The sequence below is a fragment of the Vreelandella sp. L-15 genome (assembly GCF_056857635.1).
The window spans coordinates 40,077-57,196 of the sequence record NZ_JBSXNN010000068.1 but is presented as its reverse complement, the minus strand read 5'-3'; the positions used below and the strand labels follow the sequence as shown (position 1 = coordinate 57,196).

Below are 17,120 nucleotides of genomic sequence, written 5' to 3'. Positions count from 1 at the left end.
ATTTGGTTGCGCAAGGTAGGGTAAGAATATAAGTTAACGTAAACGTCAACATTGCTAATAATGACAACAGCTAATGCGTGACTTGCCTGCCGCCTGCCTAGGCGCGGTGCATCCACGCACTGTGGAGATACGCCATGAATTTTGAGCTAAGTGAAGACCAAGTCGCTTTTTCCGATATGGCCCGGGCGTTCGCCCAGAACGAGCTGGAGCCCCGCGCCGCCGAGTGGGACGCAGAATCTTTTTTCCCCGTCGATGTGATTCGTAAAGCAGGGGAGTTGGGCTTCTGTTCGCTCTACGCCCCGGAAAGTGTCGGCGGACTGGGCCTTTCCCGGCTCGATGCCAGCATTATTTTTGAACAGCTCTCGATGGGCTGCACCTCCACCACCGCGTACCTCACCATCCACAACATGGTGACCTGGATGCTGGCGGACTTCGGCACACCGGACGCCGTGGCGCAGTGGGGCGAAAAGCTGGCGACCGGCGAGCTATTGGGCTCTTACTGCTTAACCGAACCCAACGCAGGCTCCGATGCGGCCTCGCTGAAAACCACCGCCAAGCGCGATGGCGAGCACTACGTGCTGAACGGCAGCAAGATGTTTATTTCCGGCGCGGGTAGCACCGATTTCCTGGTGGTGATGGCGCGCACCGGCGGCGAAGGCCCCAGCGGCGTTTCCGCCTTCGCGGTGGATGCCAAGAGCGAGGGCATCAGTTACGGCCGCAAAGAGGAAAAAATGGGTTGGAACAGCCAGCCCACCCGCATGATCACCTTTGAAGACGTGCGCGTACCCGCTAACCACCTGCTGGGCAACGAGGGCGACGGTTTCAAAATCGCCATGAAGGGCCTGGACGGCGGGCGCATCAATATTGCGACGTGTTCGATCGGCACCGCTCAGCAGGCGCTCAATAAAGCCCGCGAGTATATGCTAGAGCGCAAGCAGTTCGGCAAGCGCCTGGCCGAGTTCCAAGCGCTGCAGTTCCGCCTAGCCGATATGGTGACCGAGCTGGTGGCCGCCCGCCAATTGGTACGCATGGCCGCCACCAAGCTGGATGCGGGCCACCCGGATGCCACCACCTACTGTGCGATGGCCAAGCGGTTCGCTACCGATGTGGGTTTCAAGGTGTGCGATGAAGCGCTGCAGCTTTACGGTGGCAATGGCTACATTAAGGAGTACCCGATGGAGCGCTACGTGCGCGATACCCGCGTGCACCGTATTCTGGAAGGCACCAACGAGATTATGCGGCTGATTATTTCCCGCCGCGTACTGGCCGACGGTGCCGCTGAGCTATAGCTGCCAGGGCACATATCACCAAGCCCCGAGCATATAAGGACAAACCATGAGTTGCGTACTATTTGAAGAGCACACCACCCAAGATGGCCATGTGATTGGCGAGATTACCCTGAACGCCGAGCGCTCTTTAAATGCGCTCACGCTGGAAATGATCGAAGAGATCCTGCCGCGCCTAAACCAGTGGCAAAGCGACGAGCGGGTCGTAGCCGTGCTGCTGGATAGCGCAGGCGAAAAAGCCTTCTGCGCCGGTGGCGATGTGGTCAACCTCTACAAAGCCATTCAAGGTGAAGGTGCCGCGGACTTCCCCGAGCGCTTCTTCGAGAACGAGTACCGCCTGGATTACCAGCTGCACACCTTCCCCAAACCGGTGATCTGCTGGGGCAACGGCATCGTGATGGGCGGCGGCATGGGCCTGTTAAGCGGCAGTAGCCACCGCATCGTCACGGAAACCTCCCGTCTTGCCATGCCGGAAGTGACTATTGGGCTTTATCCGGATGTGGGCGCGAGCTGGTTCCTTAACCGCCTACCGGGCGGCGCCGGGCGGTTTCTGGCCATGACCGGTGGGCAAATTAACGCCCCGGATGCGGTTCACCTGGGCCTTGCCGACCGCGCCATTGCCAGCCACTACCGCGACGAGCTGGCCGAAAAGCTGCTAGCAGCCAGCTGGGGCGAAGGCGAACACACCGACGCCCACGGCGTGGTGAATCACGTACTGCGCGAGCTGGAACAGGCCTCCCAAGAGGTGTTCGCGGAGATGGAAGCGCCGGTTTACAAGTCGTCTTCTTTAATTCGTGAGCTGATGGACCACGACACCGTCGAGCAGATGGTCGAGGCCGTGCTGGCAGTCGAGACCGACGACAAGTGGTTCAGCAAAGCGCAAAAAACCTTGGCCCACGGCAGCCCCGTCTCGGTCAAGTTGATTCACGAGCAGCTCGCCCGCGCCAAGCATATGTCGCTGGCGGAAGTGTTTCAGTTTGAGCTTTCGCTCTCTGTGCAGTGCTGCCGCCACCGGGAGTTCCCCGAAGGCGTACGTGCTCTGCTGGTGGATAAAGACGGCCAGCCCAGCTGGACCTACCCAGACGTGGCCTCGGTCGAGCCCTCCTTTATAGACGAGCTGCTGGCCCCCGCATGGGACACCAACCCGCTGGCAGATCTTAAATAACGCACACCACACTCTCTACAGCACGCTAATAAGGATAAAAAGATGACTACCGTTGCGTTTATTGGTTTAGGCAATATGGGAGGCCCCATGGCCGCCAATTTGGCGAAAGCAGGTTTTACCGTGCGCGCTTTCGACCTTTCCGCCCAAGCGCTGGAAACCGCTAAATCTCAAGGCTGCGAGATTGCCGCCACCGCTACGGAAGCGGCCACCGATGCCGACTTCATTATCTCCATGCTGCCCGCAGGCAAGCACGTGCGCGGGCTGTACGTTGATGGCGATGCGCCGTTGTTTGAAGTGATCAAGCCAAGCGCGCTGGTGATTGACTGCTCGACCATCGATGCCGACACCGCCCGTCAAGTAGCCGCCGCTGGGGCAGAGAAGGGCATTGGCTTTGTGGATGCGCCGGTCTCCGGTGGGGTAGGCGGTGCCCAAGCGGGCACGCTGACCTTTATCGTCGGCGGCTCGGAGGCTCAGTTCGCCCAGGCGCAGCCAGTGCTGCAAGCCATGGGTAAAAACATCTTCCACGCCGGTGACCACGGCGCAGGGCAGGTAGCCAAAGTGTGCAACAACATGCTGCTCTCGATTCTGATGGCGGGCACCTGCGAAGCGATCAATATGGGCGTCAAAAACGGCCTAGATCCCGCCGTGCTGTCGGAAATCATGAAGCAAAGCTCCGGCGGCAACTGGGCGCTGAACGTCTACAACCCCTACCCAGGGGTGATGGAAAACGCCCCCGCCTCGAAAGGCTACCAGGGCGGCTTCCAGGTGGATCTAATGATCAAAGACTTAGGCCTCGCCATGGACGTGAGCCAGCAAAGCGCATCCCCCGTGCCCATGGGCTCCGCCGCCCGTTCGTTGTTCACCCTGCACAAAGCAGGCGGCAACGGCAAACTCGACTTCTCCAGCCTGCTCAAGCTGTATCAGGATAAGAGTGAGTAGTGAGTGGTAAGTGGTAAATCGTGAGGGGGTGGCGTAGCGCGTGGTAACGAGCAGCGCGAGGCACCCGCGAAGGGCGGCAACGCCGCCCTGGTCGCGCCACAAAACTAACCAACAACAAGGATTGCCATGATTACGCTTTGGGGCCGCAACAACTCAACTAACGTCAAAAAAGTGCTCTGGGTACTGGAAGAACTGGAACTACCGTTCGAGCAGGTCATGGCAGGCCTGCAACACGGCGTAAACGACACGCCAGAATACCTCGCCATGAACCCCAACGGCTTGGTGCCGCTGCTTAAAGATGACGCCACCCAAAGCGTGCTGTGGGAGTCCAACACCATCATCCGCTACCTAGCGGCGCAGTACGGCCCCAACCATTTATGGATTGAAAGCCCTGCCAAACGGGCGCAAATGGAAAAGTGGATGGACTGGTCCACCAGCCTGCTAACCCCCGCCCACCGCACCATTTTGATGGGCTATGTACGCACCCCACCGGAACAGCGCGATAGCACACTGCTAGACCCCGCCATCGCCACCTGCGAAAAACTCTTTGCCCAGCTAGACGCCGCGTTAAGCCAGCAGTCCTGGTTCTCTGGTGATGAATTCGGCCTTGCCGATATCGCCATCGCCCCGTTCACCTACAATCTCTTAAACAGCGGCCTTACTTGGCAGCCCCGCCCGCTTCTACAGCGCTGGGTAGAGCAGCTCGCCGAACGCCCCGCCTACCGCAAAATAGTGATGATTCCCGTTACTTAAAAGGCTATTGCTAACCCAACGAGCAACCACGCCCACGAGCTAAACACATCTTGTAGTGCGTGATAACGAGCAACGCGAGGCAACCGCGAGGGGCAGCAACGCTGCCCTGGGCTGTTATCTATATACTTAATTAAGCTACCGGCTGTTATCACAACATTTGAATTTAGTGCTTGTGAAAGTGCTTGTGAAAGTGCTGCTGGGAACGCATGTGGGAGGGCGCTTCAGCGCGCGACGATTCAGCCACCCAAGCCCACCTAAAACCCAGCCTCCAATAATGCCAACTCCTGATCTAACCCCTTTAACACCTCACACCCCAACCCATGCCGCTCAGCGCTCTCAATCAACGGCCCCAAAATCGCCCCGCGCTCGGTAGGCCGCTTCGCCTCCATGTCCTGCAGCATCGAGGCTTTATTGTTCGCGGTGTTCTCCACCACTTGCCATACCAACGCCAACCACCCGGCTTCACCCTCGCTACCACTCGGCGGCACAACGCCTTCCTTCGCTAAAATCGCAGCCACTTCCTTCACCACGGCAACCACACGGCCCGAGTAGGCATCACCACGAAGTTCCCCATTGCGCACGCCATGCAACGCCACCAGGGGGTTAATCACCGCGTTGACCGCTAGCTTCTGCCACAGGCGGCTACGAATATCGCCCACTGCCGTAGCGGGAAACCCAGCCTCACTCAACAGCGCCGCTAAGAATTCCGCTAACCCTGGGTGCTGGTTATCCAAATCCCCGATAAACGTTGGCCCACGGCCTGCGTGTACCACGCCATCATCCCCGGTTAAGTACGCCCCCTGAGTCGTGGTAGCGCACAGCACCGGCCCAGGCCACGTTTGGGTAATGCGCGGCTGGGTATAAAAACCGTTCTGCCACAGCACCAGCGGGGTAGAGGGGGGCAGCAGGCTGGCAATACTCGAAAGCGCCGCCTCGGCAGCCATCGCTTTGGTAGTGATATGCACAAACGCAGGCGGCTTAGGGGCATTAGCCACCAACTGTTTAGCGGCGAGTGAGGTTAAGTACTGATCACGCGCTTCGCCTTCTGGCGTGGTGAGCACCTGCCGCGTAGGCAATTCACGGCGGCCAATCACCGCCACCTCCACAAACGGGGCCAGCGAGTGCGCCAATAAACGGCCAATGGCCCCAGGGCCAAGAATCCAGTGGGTTGTCATGGGTAAAGCATCTTCAGCAACGAGAGTGCCGCCAAGCTTACCGTGTTCGGTGTGGGGAGGCTAAGCTAAGGGAAACGCTGCACACATCCCGCCACAGCTGTCATCTGCCCTGCCAGCCGGCTAATCCGGCTGGCAGGGGAAACAGACCACCTTCGCTGATCAGAAAGCGACCGCTGATGCAGTGAAAGTGCCATTATGAGCGTTTCAGCCGCTTAGAGACGAATTGATCAGCGGTTCCTGAAGGTAAGCTTTTTTGTAACTTTATGTTTCGCGATTTGCTTCCAATTGCTCAATCATTTTGCGGGCAGCATTAGAGGGCGTGCGGTTGTTATGTACTAGATAGCCCAACGGACGATGGATGGGCGCGGTGTCTACGGGTAGCGCTACTAGCTCGCTGTCGAGCATTTTTTCGGGTAACAGGCTCCATCCTAAACCAACGCCACACATCATTTTGAGCGTTTCAAGGTAGTTGGTGGACATGCTCACGGGCAGGTTAAGACCTGCTTCTTCAAAGCGCTGGCCAATCAGCGTGCGGGTAAAGGTTTTGGCTCCCGGCAATATGCAGTTCACTTCACACAGTTCCGCCAAGCTCAGGGGCTTGTCATCAGCACGGCTGCGTTGGGCCAGCGGGTGGTCTTTGGCGCAGACAAAACACAGCCGGTCTCGCCAAAGCTCGACTACCTGCAGTTGTTCAACGGGGTGAGGGGCGAGCGTCACAATGGCCATTTCCAGCGTGCCATCCATTACGCCCTGGTAGGCCAGTTCGGAATCTAAAAAGTGCAGGTCTAACGCGACTTCTGGGTGGCGCTGGGTGTACTGCTTTAATAGCGGCGGCAGCCGGTGCAAACCAATATGGTGGCTGGTGGCGAGCGTCAGTTTGCCGCCCACTTGACCAGAGAGATTCGCCAGCGCGCGGCGGCTGTCTTCCACGGTAAACAGAATGCGCTGAGCTTTGGGTAGCAGCACGTTACCCGCCTCGGTGAGTGCGATGCGCCGTCCAATGCGGTCGAAGAGCCGCGTGCCCAGCAAGTCTTCCAGTGTGGCGATGCGCTTGCTGACGGCGGGCTGCGTGAGATGGAGCTGCTCGGCAGCGCGGGAGAAGCTCTGGGTTTCCGCCACGGCGAGAAAGGCTTGCAGGCTTTGGGTATCCACGGCGGCTCCTGGTCATTTATTCCTATTTGGAATCTAAAGTATGAATAACATGAATTGCTTTTATGCACGAGTCGCGTAACACTCCTGTTCATCGCAATTTAAGCAGCACGCAGAGGCTGCCATACCGAACTAGCAGGGCACTGCCCAGGAGAGCCACATGTCAGGTCAAACCCTTTACGACAAACTCTGGAACCAGCACTTGGTGAAACAGCGCGATGATGGTACGGCGCTGATCTACATCGACCGCCAGTTGCTCCACGAAGTGACCTCGCCCCAGGCGTTTGAAGGCCTGCGTTTGGCCAACCGTAAGCCCTGGCGTTTGGATGCCAACCTGGCAACGCCGGACCACAACGTGCCCACCACGGTGAAAGAGCGCGCCGAGGGCAATAGCGGCATTAAAGACCCGGTCTCGCTTATTCAGGTGCAAACCCTGGACGATAACTGCGTCGAGTACGGCATCGAAGAGTTCAAAATCAACGACCCACGCCAGGGTATCGTGCACGTGGTAGGCCCCGAGCAGGGCGCTACATTGCCCGGTATGACCGTGGTATGCGGCGACTCCCACACCGCCACCCACGGCGCATTTGGTGCCTTGGCTCACGGTATTGGTACGTCAGAAGTGGAGCATGTATTAGCCACTCAGTGCCTGCTGGCGCAAAAGATGAAAAACATGCAGGTGCGCGTCGAAGGCGAGCTGGGCCTGGGCGTGACCGCAAAAGACGTAGTGCTGGCGATTATCGGCAAGATTGGCACCGCAGGCGGCACAGGCTACGCCATCGAGTTCGCTGGCAGCGCCATCGAGTCGCTCTCCATGGAAGGCCGCATGACGGTGTGCAACATGGCGATTGAAGCGGGTGCTCGCGTGGGCCTGATCGCCGTGGACGATACCACCATCGACTACCTCGCTGAGCGCCCCTTTGCGCCCACCGCCGAGCAGTGGGAAGCCGCCGTAGCCGATTGGCGCAACCTGGTGTCGGATGCAGACGCTCACTTCGATAAAGTGGTGACGCTGAAAGCCGAAGAGATCGAACCGCAGGTGAGCTGGGGCACCAGCCCGGAAATGGTCACCGGTATTTCAGGCCAAGTACCCGACCCGCAAGCTGCCGATGACGAAACCGTTCAGCGCAGCCACGCCCGCGCGTTGGAGTACATGGGCTTGCAGGCGAATCAGAAGATCACCGATATCAAGTTGGATAAAGTCTTTATCGGCTCCTGTACTAACTCGCGTATTGAAGACCTGCGTGAAGCGGCAAAAGTGGCGAAGGGCAACAAAGTGGCCGATTCCATCAAGCTGGCTATGGTGGTGCCGGGTTCTGGCTTGGTGAAGCGCCAAGCGGAAGCGGAAGGCCTGGACAAAATCTTCATTGAGGCGGGCTTTGAATGGCGCGAGCCGGGCTGCTCCATGTGTTTGGCCATGAACGCCGATAAGCTGGGCGCAGGCGAGCATTGTGCGTCTACCTCTAACCGTAACTTCGAGGGTCGCCAGGGTTATGGCGGTCGTACTCACTTGGTGAGCCCTGCCATGGCAGCGGCAGCGGCGATTGCCGGTCACTTTGTTGATGTACGCACCTTACCCGCTAACGACGCCACACACGCGCAGGAGGCCTAAGTCATGAAAAAGTTCGAACGTTTTGAAGGCATCGTCGCGCCGCTGGATCGCGCTAATGTCGACACCGACCTGATCATTCCCAAGCAGTTTTTGAAGTCCATCAAGCGCACGGGCTTTGGCGTCAACCTGTTTGACGAGCTGCGCTACCTGGATGAAGGCCAGCCGGGGCAAGACTGCTCGAAGCGCCCGCTGAATCCGGATTTCGTATTGAACCAGCCGCGTTACCAGGGCGCTGAGGTACTGCTGGCGCGCCGTAACTTCGGCTGCGGTAGCTCCCGCGAACACGCCCCTTGGGCGCTGGAAGATTTCGGTTTTAAAGTCGTGATTGCCCCGAGCTTTGCCGATATTTTCTACAACAACGCCTTCAAGAACGGCATTCTGCTGATCACCCTGGCGGAAGAGGAAGTGGATCGCCTGTTTGCTGAAGTAGAGGCCAACGAGGGTTATCAGTTAGATATCGACCTTGAGCACCAGCGGGTGATCACGCCCAGCGGCGAAATTCTGGAGTTTGAGGTGGACGCATTCCGCAAGCACTGCCTGCTGAATGGCTTGGACGATATTGGCATCACCCTGCAAGACGAAGACGCTATTCGTAGCTTTGAAGAGAAGCATCGCCAGCAGCGCCCGTGGCTGTTCCGCCAGCCAGCTTAGCGTCCACTCACCGAGTAATGGCAAGGGCAAGTCTATGCGAGGGTCTTTTTCCATGGATGGCAAAAGTAGCGCCCAGGGAGGGGTTCACAGCGCCCTCGCAGAGAGTTGCCATGGGCTATGAATATCTAAATTATCAGTGCTAAGGATTGAGCATGACTCATAAAGTGTTACTGCTGCCCGGTGATGGTATCGGCCCGGAAATCGCGGCTCAGGCGGCGCGGTTATTGAAAGCCTGCCAAGAGGCGGGCTTGGATATCGAGGTAGAAGAGGGCTTGGTGGGCGGTTCCGCTTACGAGGTCCACGGCGAGCCGCTGCCCGCTGAAACACTGGAAAAAGCCAAAGCCGCCAGCGCCATTCTGCTGGGTGCGGTGGGTGGCCCCAAGTGGGATAAACTCGAAGACCTCTCCAAGCGCCCTGAAAAGGGCCTGTTGGGGCTGCGTAAAAATCTCGGCCTGTTCGGCAACCTGCGCCCGGCCATGCTCTACCCGCAGCTGGCCAGCGCTTCCAGCCTGAAACCCGAGCTGGTAGCGGGGCTGGATATCATGATCGTGCGTGAACTCACCGGCGGCATCTACTTTGGCCAGCCGCGCGGTATCGAAGAGCGCAACGGTGAGCGCGTTGGTTTCAACACCTATGTCTACTCCGAAAGCGAAATTGAGCGCATTGGCCGCGTCGCTTTTGAGATGGCCCAGAAGCGGGGCAAAAAGCTCTGCTCAGTAGATAAAGCCAACGTGCTGGAAGTAACGATTCTGTGGCGTGAGGTCATGGAGCGGCTGGCGCCGGAGTACCCGGATGTCGAGCTGTCCCACATGTACGTGGACAACGCTGCCATGCAGCTGGTGCGCGCGCCGAAGCAGTTCGATGTGGTGGTCACCGGCAACATGTTTGGCGACATTCTCTCCGATGCCGCTGCCATGCTGACAGGTTCCATTGGCATGCTGCCGTCTGCCTCGCTCAACGAGAGCGGGCAGGGCATGTACGAGCCTTGCCACGGCAGCGCGCCGGATATCGCGGGCCAAAACATCGCCAACCCGCTGGCCATGATGCTCTCCGTGGCGATGATGCTGCGTTACTCGCTGAATGAAGCAGCGATGGCTGAGCGTATCGAAGCTGCCGTAGGCAGCGTGCTGGACGACGGCCTGCGCACCGCCGATATCGCTTCGGAAGGCACCCGCCGTGTCTCCACGGTGGAGATGGGCGATGCGGTACTCGCTGCCTTTGCGCGTACTTAGTGATAAAGAAAGCTTGCTAACTATTTGATTCGCTTCAATGCTTGTTTGAATAGCACATGTCGGCTGCCCTCAGGGGTGGCCGACGTCGTGTCTGATATTTGTGTATAATATAGGTCTCATTCTTAGTTGGAGGACTTCACATGTTGAAAGTCGGTTTCGTGGGATGGCGTGGCATGGTTGGCTCGGTGCTGATGCAGCGCATGCAGGAAGATGGTGATTTTAACGGCATTGAGCCGATCTTTTTCACCACTTCTCAAGTCGGCCAGCCTGGTCCCGATATCGGCGTGGACGTGCCTCCGCTGGAAGATGCGTTTGCACTAGACGATCTAAAAGCTCTGGATGTCATCGTGACCTGCCAAGGTGGCGACTACACCAAGAAAGTCTACGGCGACCTGCGTAACGACGGCTGGAAAGGCTACTGGATTGATGCCGCCAGTACGCTGCGTATGGAAGATGACGCCACTATCGTCCTCGATCCGGTGAACCGTAAGGTGATCGACGCCCAGCTCGCCAATGGAGCCAAAACCTTCGTTGGTGGCAACTGTACCGTTAGCTTGATGCTGATGGGCTTAGGCGGCCTGTTTGAAGCCGATATGGTCGAGTGGATGACCTCCATGACCTACCAAGCGGCGTCTGGCTCCGGTGCCAAGCACATGCGTGAACTGCTGAACCAGATGGGCCAGCTGCGCGACAGCGTTTCCAGCGAGCTGGCCGACCCGGCAAGCGCGATTCTGGACATCGACCGCAAAGTGACGGCAGCCATGCGCAGCGGTGATTTCCCCACAGACAACTTCGCTGCGCCGTTAGCAGGCAGCCTTTTGCCGTGGATCGACACCAAGTTGGATAGCGGCCAGAGCCGTGAAGAGTGGAAGGGTAGCGTCGAGACCAACAAGATTCTGGGTCTTGAGAACAACCCGATTCCCATTGATGGCCTCTGCGTACGTATTGGTGCTATGCGCTCTCACAGCCAGGCGTTCACCATCAAGCTGAAGCAAGATGTGCCGCTGGATGAGATTGAAGAACGTATTGCCAAGCATAACGAGTGGGTCAAGCTGATCCCCAACGACAAAGACGCCACCATTGCGGGCCTAACGCCTGCGGCTGCCACTGGCACGCTGCAAGTGCCGGTAGGCCGCCTGCGTAAGCTGAAAATGGGCGGTGAATACCTTTCAGCGTTCAGCGTGGGTGACCAGCTGCTGTGGGGTGCTGCTGAGCCGCTCAAGCGCATGCTGAAAATTCTGCGTGAGCAGTAAGCGGTCGCGAAACACCGGCGTTTAATCGCTAGCTAAAAATGGGAAGCTGTTCGCAGCTTCCCATTTTTTTGCCGTGACTTATGTTTCTAATCCGTCACTTCATGCAAATGTATGCGTTGAACATAACGCCATGATAAATACGCTATGATGAGAACGAACTAACTTATCTCGTCGCAACAGAATGAAGGTGTTGCATCGTGGCAGTGAATCGCAGGCAGTAGGGGCCCTACATGAAAAAGAAGCTGGCATGGTGGTTGTGGTTGCCACTGAGCGCTGTTAGCCCGTTGGCTTTAGCGGTTGGGCTTGGGCAAGCCACCGTGAATTCTCCGCTGCAATCGCCGCTAGATGCCACCGTGCCGCTGGTCGATGCCGCCGGTGTGGCGCTAGACGATGTACGCGTGGAAATTGCAAATGAAGCTGCCTTTAACGCGCTGGGCTTAGAGTGGACGCCGCTGGTCGCCAGCGTGCGCGCTGAATTACAGCGTATGCCCGGAGGCCCACAGTTGGTGCTGCGTTCTGAGCAAGCGGTGAACGAGCCATGGTTGGATCTCTTGGTCACCATCACTACGCCTGAAGGGCGGCGTACGGAAGCGATTATGCTGCTGTTTGATCCGCCCAATATGGTGAATGCACGCAGTCCATCGCATGAGCAGCAGAAAATTGCTCTACCCAATCGCCAGTCTGCCGCTTCTGCAGCCCCAGGCGTGCCAAGCGGCGGTAGCACTTCCACAGCAAATAACACCGCTTATGTGGCAAGTGGCGATACGCTGTGGAGTGTGGCCGACCGGATTAAGTCCGATAATGCTAGCGTACAGCAGATGATAGTGGCGCTGGTGGATGCAAATCCGAGCGTTTTTCCCTCTGGCAATATCAATAGCCTGCGCGCTGGCCAAACGTTGACGGTGCCGAGCCGGGAACAGGTGATGGCGCGCTCACCCGGTGAGGCGGCGCGTGCGGTACAAGCAATGCGGCGGACAAGTCAATCGCCGCCTGCCGAAGCGGCGGCAGAAATCCCGCAGGAAGAGCTGGATCAGGCCGCCGGTGATAGCGCTTCTGTCGCGGAGTCAGCGGCAGAGCCACTTGACGCTGAGCAGGCGCAAAATCCTGAAAGTGCGCTGGCTGGCCTTACTTTAGATGACGTCATAGAGCAGCTGGCCGAAAGCCAAGCCATGCTCCAACAAGTGCTTGAAGAGCGAGCCCAGCTGCGTATAGAGCTGGCTGAGCTACGCCGGGAGGTTGCTGCGTTAACCGAGGCGCTGAATGCCTCTCAGCAGGAGAGCCGCGCGGCTAATGCCGTCGCAACGGGGCTTTCGGTAGGCGCAGGGCGTGAGCAAGGCCAGGGCGCTTCACCTGAACCTACTGCCAATCAGGGCAGTGTGTTAGCGCCGCTAGCTGAGTATCGGTGGCCGCTAGCCAGTGCTGCCCTCGTGCTGTTGTTGGCAGGGTTAGTCTGGTCGCGTAAGCGCCGAGAGCGTCAGTGGGAAGATGCACCGGTAACCGAACGTTCCGTAACGCCTCCGCCGGCGTCTGCTGCGACAGCCTCAGGGCGCACGGAGCCGCATGTCGCGGAGCCTGCCCATGCTGCCCCTTTTGAATCACAGGCTGCTGAGCCAGAGCTGGAGACCGCAGCGTTTGATGAAGCGCCGGTAATGAAGCCCGGCATGGCTGCGCCAAATGAGGAGCCGCCAACGGTTAGTGACAGCGAAGCACCAAAAGAGTGGGAAGCGGACGACGATGACGTGTTTACACGCAGCCAAGCATCGGGATTAGCGGCACAGCGTCAGCAGCATAAACCGGATAGCCAAGATCAGGTATCGCTAGCGCCTTCGACGGCGAAACAGGAAGCCAGTGCGCTCGATGATTTATCCCATGCCGATGAGCAGGAAAGCCCGAAGGAGGGCGTGGAGGACGAGGTGTCGCCGCCTGATGAGGATCAGCGCTCTCAGCCCCTGGATTACTACATTGACTATAACCCCCCATCGCTAAAACAAGAGGAAACGGGTGAGGAGGGTGCGTATAACGATGGGCTGAACAGTGGCACGACGACCCCGTCTAAGAGCGCGAATCACACGCGGCGAGTGCCTGAAGAGGAGTGGGAAATCGAAGAGGTGGCATTCGAGCTGCGACGTCGGGATAATAGCTAACCTTCAAAATCCTCTAAATGACGTGGCTCGATGACGCTGTTCTACCACTTTGATGAGACACAACCGCTGGCTGGCCGTTTGGCGATGGGCGTTGAGTACGATGGCTCACGCTTTTGCGGCTTCCAGCGTTTAAAGCATGCGGCCTCTGTCCAGCAGGCCATCGAGGATGCGTTAGCCAAGGTGGCTGGCGCGCCGGTACGTATCCATGCCAGTGGGCGCACAGATTCAGGTGTACACGCCACGCGCCAAGTGATTCACTTCGACCCGCCGGTACAGCGCACCGAAAAGGCCTGGATCTTTGGCGCGAATACCAATCTACCCAGAGACGTGGCGGTGCGTTGGGTGAAGCCGGTGTCCGACGATTTTCACTCCCGCCTGGGGGCGCTGGGGCGCCGCTATCGCTATATTTTCTTGAACCAAATTAGCCGCCCGGTGTTAGAGCGCGCTAACGTGACCTGGTGCCGTGACCCACTGGATGCCGATGCCATGCACCGTGCTGCCCAGGCGTTGGTTGGCGAGCATGACTTCAGTAGTTTTCGCGCCGCCGGTTGTCAGTCGAAAACCCCCTGGCGGCAAATGCACTTTGTGGAAGTGAAGCGTCACGGCCCGCTGGTGGTCATCGATATTCAAGGCAACGCCTTTTTGCACCACATGATTCGCAATATTGCAGGAGCCTTGGCAAGCGTTGGGCGCGGCGTGCAGGACGAAGGGCATATTGAGCGCCTGCTGGCGCTGAAAAACCGCCGTAAAGGGGATGTGACGGCGCCTGCCTGCGGCTTGCATTTTGTCGACTCCATCTACGATGAGCGTTTCGAGTTACCCAAAGAGCCGCTAGGCCCGAATCTACTCGCCTTTACTGGGGAGTGGACCGGAGAGCGCGTATTGCCGGAAAGCCCTCGGGTGGCCGCAAGGCGGCGGCTGACGTTCTCCAAGCAAGCGAAACCCGAGCAGCAGGAGACTTCCTCATGAGCCAGCTGATGACACGCACGCGTATCAAGTTTTGTGGGCTCACTCGCCCGGAAGATATCGCCAAAGCGGTGGCATTGGGTGTCGATGCGCTAGGTTTTGTGATGTGGCCGAAAAGTAGCCGCAGCATTACCCCTGAGGCCCTGCGGGTACTTGCCGCACAGGTGCCTGCGTTTGTGACCCGCGTGGGGCTATTTGTGAACCAGCCTGCCGAGCTGATTGAGCAGTGTCTGCCGCATTTAGATCTTATTCAGTTCCACGGCGATGAGTCGGCGGCGTTTTGCCAACAGTTTGGGCGGCCCTGGATTAAAGCGCTGCGCATGCGCGATGACATCGACCTACACGAGGCGGCAAAAGAGTACGCGGCGGCGCAAGCGCTGCTGTTAGATGCCTACCGCCCGGGCGTGCCGGGTGGAACTGGCGAGACCTTTGATTGGTCTAGAATCCCCGCAACCTTGGAAAAACCTGTTATCCTCGCGGGTGGGCTAACAGCCAATAATATTGCCGCCGCGGTGACTCAGGTAGCGCCGTATGCGGTTGATGTTTCAGGCGGTATTGAGGCATCCCCCGGTGTTAAAGAGGCCGAGTTAATGGCCGCTTTTGTTCGTCATGTGGCGCAGGCCAATACGCATTAAGCGTTACCACCTGCGTGCACTCAGAATTACGATGCGTGGCTCACCGCGAACGTGGGCGCGCTAGACGTTTGTTCATTCATTTTTGCCTTTTCTGGCGATCCTGTGAGGTATGCCTGTGACTGTCTCAGCAACTGAAACCAAGTTCAGCGACCTGACCCGAATGCCGGATGCCCGTGGTCATTTTGGCCCCTACGGCGGCCGGTTTGTGTCAGAAACCTTAAGCTTTGCGCTGGAAGAGTTGGAGCAGATTTATCTGAGTTTGCGTGATGATCCGGATTTTCAGGCCGAGTTTGATCGTGACCTGGCTCACTACGTTGGCCGTCCTTCTCCGCTGTATCACGCCAAGCGCTGGTCAGAGTCGTTAGGCGGCGCGCAAATCTGGCTGAAGCGGGAAGACCTCAACCACACGGGCGCTCATAAGGTTAATAACACCATTGGTCAGGCGCTGTTGGCGAAAAAGACCGGCAAGCCGCGCGTGATTGCTGAAACCGGTGCTGGCCAGCACGGCGTTGCCACAGCCACTGTAGCCGCCCGCTTGGGCCTTGAGTGCGATATCTATATGGGGGCTGCCGATGTGCAGCGCCAGAAGCTCAACGTTTACCGCATGCGTCTGCTGGGTGCCCGGGTTATCCCGGTGGAGTCTGGCACCCGTACACTTAAAGACGCCATGAACGAAGCCCTGCGCGACTGGGTAACGAACGTGGATAATACCTTCTATATCATCGGTACCGTGGCGGGTCCGCACCCATATCCGCAGTTGGTGCGTGATTTTAATGCCGTGGTGGGCCGCGAAGCCCGTCGCCAGTCACTAGAGCAAATCGGCCGTTTACCCGATGCGCTGGTCGCCTGCGTGGGCGGTGGCTCCAACGCACTGGGGCTTTTCTACCCGTTTGTAGAAGATGACGCAGTGGCCATGTACGGCGTGGAAGCCGGTGGCGATGGGGTAGAGACAGGCCGTCACGCCGCACCGCTCTCATCTAACGCGCCGCGTGGCGTGCTGCACGGAAACCGAACTTACCTGATGTCGGATGAGGCGGGGCAGGTGTCGGATACGCACTCTATTTCTGCAGGCCTAGATTATCCCGGCGTTGGCCCCGAACACGCGCTGTGGAAAGACGTGGGCCGGGTTAACTATGTAGCCGCGAACGATAAAGAGGTGCTGGAAGCTTTCCGTGAGCTGACCCACATGGAGGGCATTATGCCCGCTTTGGAGTCTGCCCATGCGTTGGCCCATGCCAAGGTGCTGGCTCCCACCATGCGCCCGGATCAGCATATTGTGGTGAACCTCTCGGGTCGTGGTGATAAAGACATCATGACCGTTGCGAAAATCGACGGCATCGAGTTTTAAGGGCTAGCATGAATCGTATTGACCAGCGTTTTTCAGAGTTAAAGCAGCAGGGGCGTAAAGCCCTGATCCCTTACATCACCGCAGGCGACCCGGCACCGCAGTATACTGTTGGCTTTATGCATGCCTTGGTAGACGCGGGCGCTGATGTGATTGAGCTTGGCGTGCCGTTTTCAGATCCCATGGCCGATGGCCCGGTGATCCAGAAAGCCTGCGAGCGGGCGCTGAAACAGGGCACCCGCTTGGTCGATCTGCTGGACATGGTGGCCGAATTCCGCCAGACCGACACCACGACGCCCATCGTCTTGATGGGCTATCTCAACCCCATCGAGCGCATCGGTTACGAAATGTTTGCCGACAAGGCCGCAAGCGTTGGGGTGGATGGCGTGCTGGTGGTGGATATGCCGCCTGAAGAGGCCGAAGAGTTCGGTCCGCTGTTGAAAGCCCGGGACTTGGCTGCGATTTTCCTCGTTGCGCCTACCACTTCCCACGCCCGTGCCGCTACAATATGCGCCCACGGTGAGGGCTACCTTTACTATGTTTCGCTAAAAGGTGTCACCGGTGCGGCCACGTTGAACGCTGAAGACGTGGCCGAGCACCTTGCGCCGCTGCGGGATATGACCGATTTACCGCTTTGCGTTGGTTTTGGTATTCGCGATGGTGTGACGGCTGCCGAAGTGGCAAAAGTTGCCGACGGCGTGATTGTGGGCAGTGCACTGGTTAACCGTATTGCCGATAGCGTCGATGTGCCTGAAACGATCGCCGGGCAGTTAAAAAGCGTGCTGGCAGAAATGCGCACCGCGATGGACGCCTAA

General features: G+C 58.2%; 15 protein-coding genes. 13 read left to right on the top strand and 2 right to left on the bottom strand.

The window, feature by feature from the left end:
• Positions 1-134: 134 nt before the first annotated feature.
• From AC13CY_RS10385 to AC13CY_RS10370, 4 genes are all read left to right on the top strand, one after another.
• Entirely contained in the window at positions 135-1,289 is a 1,155-nt protein-coding gene (locus AC13CY_RS10385; protein ID WP_089674545.1) for an acyl-CoA dehydrogenase family protein, read from the top strand.
• A gap of 46 nt (positions 1,290-1,335) precedes the next feature.
• The gene (locus tag AC13CY_RS10380) at positions 1,336-2,451 is read left to right on the top strand and encodes an enoyl-CoA hydratase/isomerase family protein (protein WP_213261937.1); all 1,116 of its coding nucleotides are present in this window, start codon (positions 1,336-1,338) and stop codon (positions 2,449-2,451) included.
• Positions 2,452-2,493: 42 nt separating this feature from the next.
• The gene (gene mmsB / locus AC13CY_RS10375; protein ID WP_213261938.1) at positions 2,494-3,390 is read left to right on the top strand and encodes a 3-hydroxyisobutyrate dehydrogenase; all 897 of its coding nucleotides are present in this window, start codon (positions 2,494-2,496) and stop codon (positions 3,388-3,390) included.
• A gap of 126 nt (positions 3,391-3,516) precedes the next feature.
• Positions 3,517-4,143, top strand: a complete 627-nt coding sequence (locus tag AC13CY_RS10370; protein ID WP_213261939.1) for a glutathione S-transferase family protein — start codon at positions 3,517-3,519, stop codon at positions 4,141-4,143.
• A 254-nt stretch (positions 4,144-4,397) separates the two neighbouring features.
• Here AC13CY_RS10370 and AC13CY_RS10365 read toward each other — a convergent pair whose 3' ends face one another.
• Positions 4,398-5,318 (bottom strand): ketopantoate reductase family protein, encoded by a 921-nt coding sequence (locus AC13CY_RS10365; protein ID WP_288102479.1) that lies wholly within the window; start codon positions 5,316-5,318, stop codon positions 4,398-4,400.
• Between the two features lie 261 nt (positions 5,319-5,579).
• Positions 5,580-6,470, bottom strand: a complete 891-nt coding sequence (locus AC13CY_RS10360; protein WP_058578072.1) for a LysR family transcriptional regulator — start codon at positions 6,468-6,470, stop codon at positions 5,580-5,582.
• A gap of 157 nt (positions 6,471-6,627) precedes the next feature.
• On the opposite strand from AC13CY_RS10360, the gene leuC reads away from it, so the two are divergent.
• The 9 genes from leuC to trpA all read left to right on the top strand — a co-directional run bounded on the left by leuC (position 6,628) and on the right by trpA (position 17,120).
• Complete coding sequence (gene leuC / locus AC13CY_RS10355; RefSeq protein WP_044628340.1) at positions 6,628-8,079, top strand: 3-isopropylmalate dehydratase large subunit; 1,452 nt, start codon at positions 6,628-6,630, stop codon at positions 8,077-8,079.
• Positions 8,080-8,082: 3 nt separating this feature from the next.
• Positions 8,083-8,730 carry a 3-isopropylmalate dehydratase small subunit gene (gene leuD / locus AC13CY_RS10350; RefSeq protein WP_289124339.1) on the top strand — a complete coding sequence of 216 codons (648 nt, stop codon included), beginning with the start codon at positions 8,083-8,085 and terminating at the stop codon, positions 8,728-8,730.
• A gap of 152 nt (positions 8,731-8,882) precedes the next feature.
• Positions 8,883-9,962 carry a 3-isopropylmalate dehydrogenase gene (gene leuB, locus AC13CY_RS10345; protein WP_172514555.1) on the top strand — a complete coding sequence of 360 codons (1,080 nt, stop codon included), beginning with the start codon at positions 8,883-8,885 and terminating at the stop codon, positions 9,960-9,962.
• Between the two features lie 140 nt (positions 9,963-10,102).
• Positions 10,103-11,215: an aspartate-semialdehyde dehydrogenase gene (asd, locus tag AC13CY_RS10340; RefSeq protein WP_172514554.1), complete on the top strand. Its 1,113-nt coding sequence runs from the start codon at positions 10,103-10,105 to the stop codon at positions 11,213-11,215.
• Positions 11,216-11,445: 230 nt separating this feature from the next.
• Positions 11,446-13,359: a FimV/HubP family polar landmark protein gene (locus AC13CY_RS10335; protein ID WP_054640832.1), complete on the top strand. Its 1,914-nt coding sequence runs from the start codon at positions 11,446-11,448 to the stop codon at positions 13,357-13,359.
• Positions 13,360-13,389: 30 nt separating this feature from the next.
• Positions 13,390-14,328 (top strand): tRNA pseudouridine(38-40) synthase TruA, encoded by a 939-nt coding sequence (gene truA, locus AC13CY_RS10330; RefSeq protein WP_062360413.1) that lies wholly within the window; start codon positions 13,390-13,392, stop codon positions 14,326-14,328.
• Positions 14,325-14,960: a phosphoribosylanthranilate isomerase gene (locus AC13CY_RS10325; protein WP_044628334.1), complete on the top strand. Its 636-nt coding sequence runs from the start codon at positions 14,325-14,327 to the stop codon at positions 14,958-14,960. The genes truA and AC13CY_RS10325 overlap by 4 nt, the downstream gene beginning before the upstream one ends.
• A 109-nt stretch (positions 14,961-15,069) precedes the next feature.
• Complete coding sequence (trpB, locus tag AC13CY_RS10320; RefSeq protein WP_044628333.1) at positions 15,070-16,308, top strand: tryptophan synthase subunit beta; 1,239 nt, start codon at positions 15,070-15,072, stop codon at positions 16,306-16,308.
• 8 nt (positions 16,309-16,316) lie between these two features.
• The gene (trpA, locus tag AC13CY_RS10315; RefSeq protein ID WP_483052494.1) at positions 16,317-17,120 is read left to right on the top strand and encodes a tryptophan synthase subunit alpha; all 804 of its coding nucleotides are present in this window, start codon (positions 16,317-16,319) and stop codon (positions 17,118-17,120) included.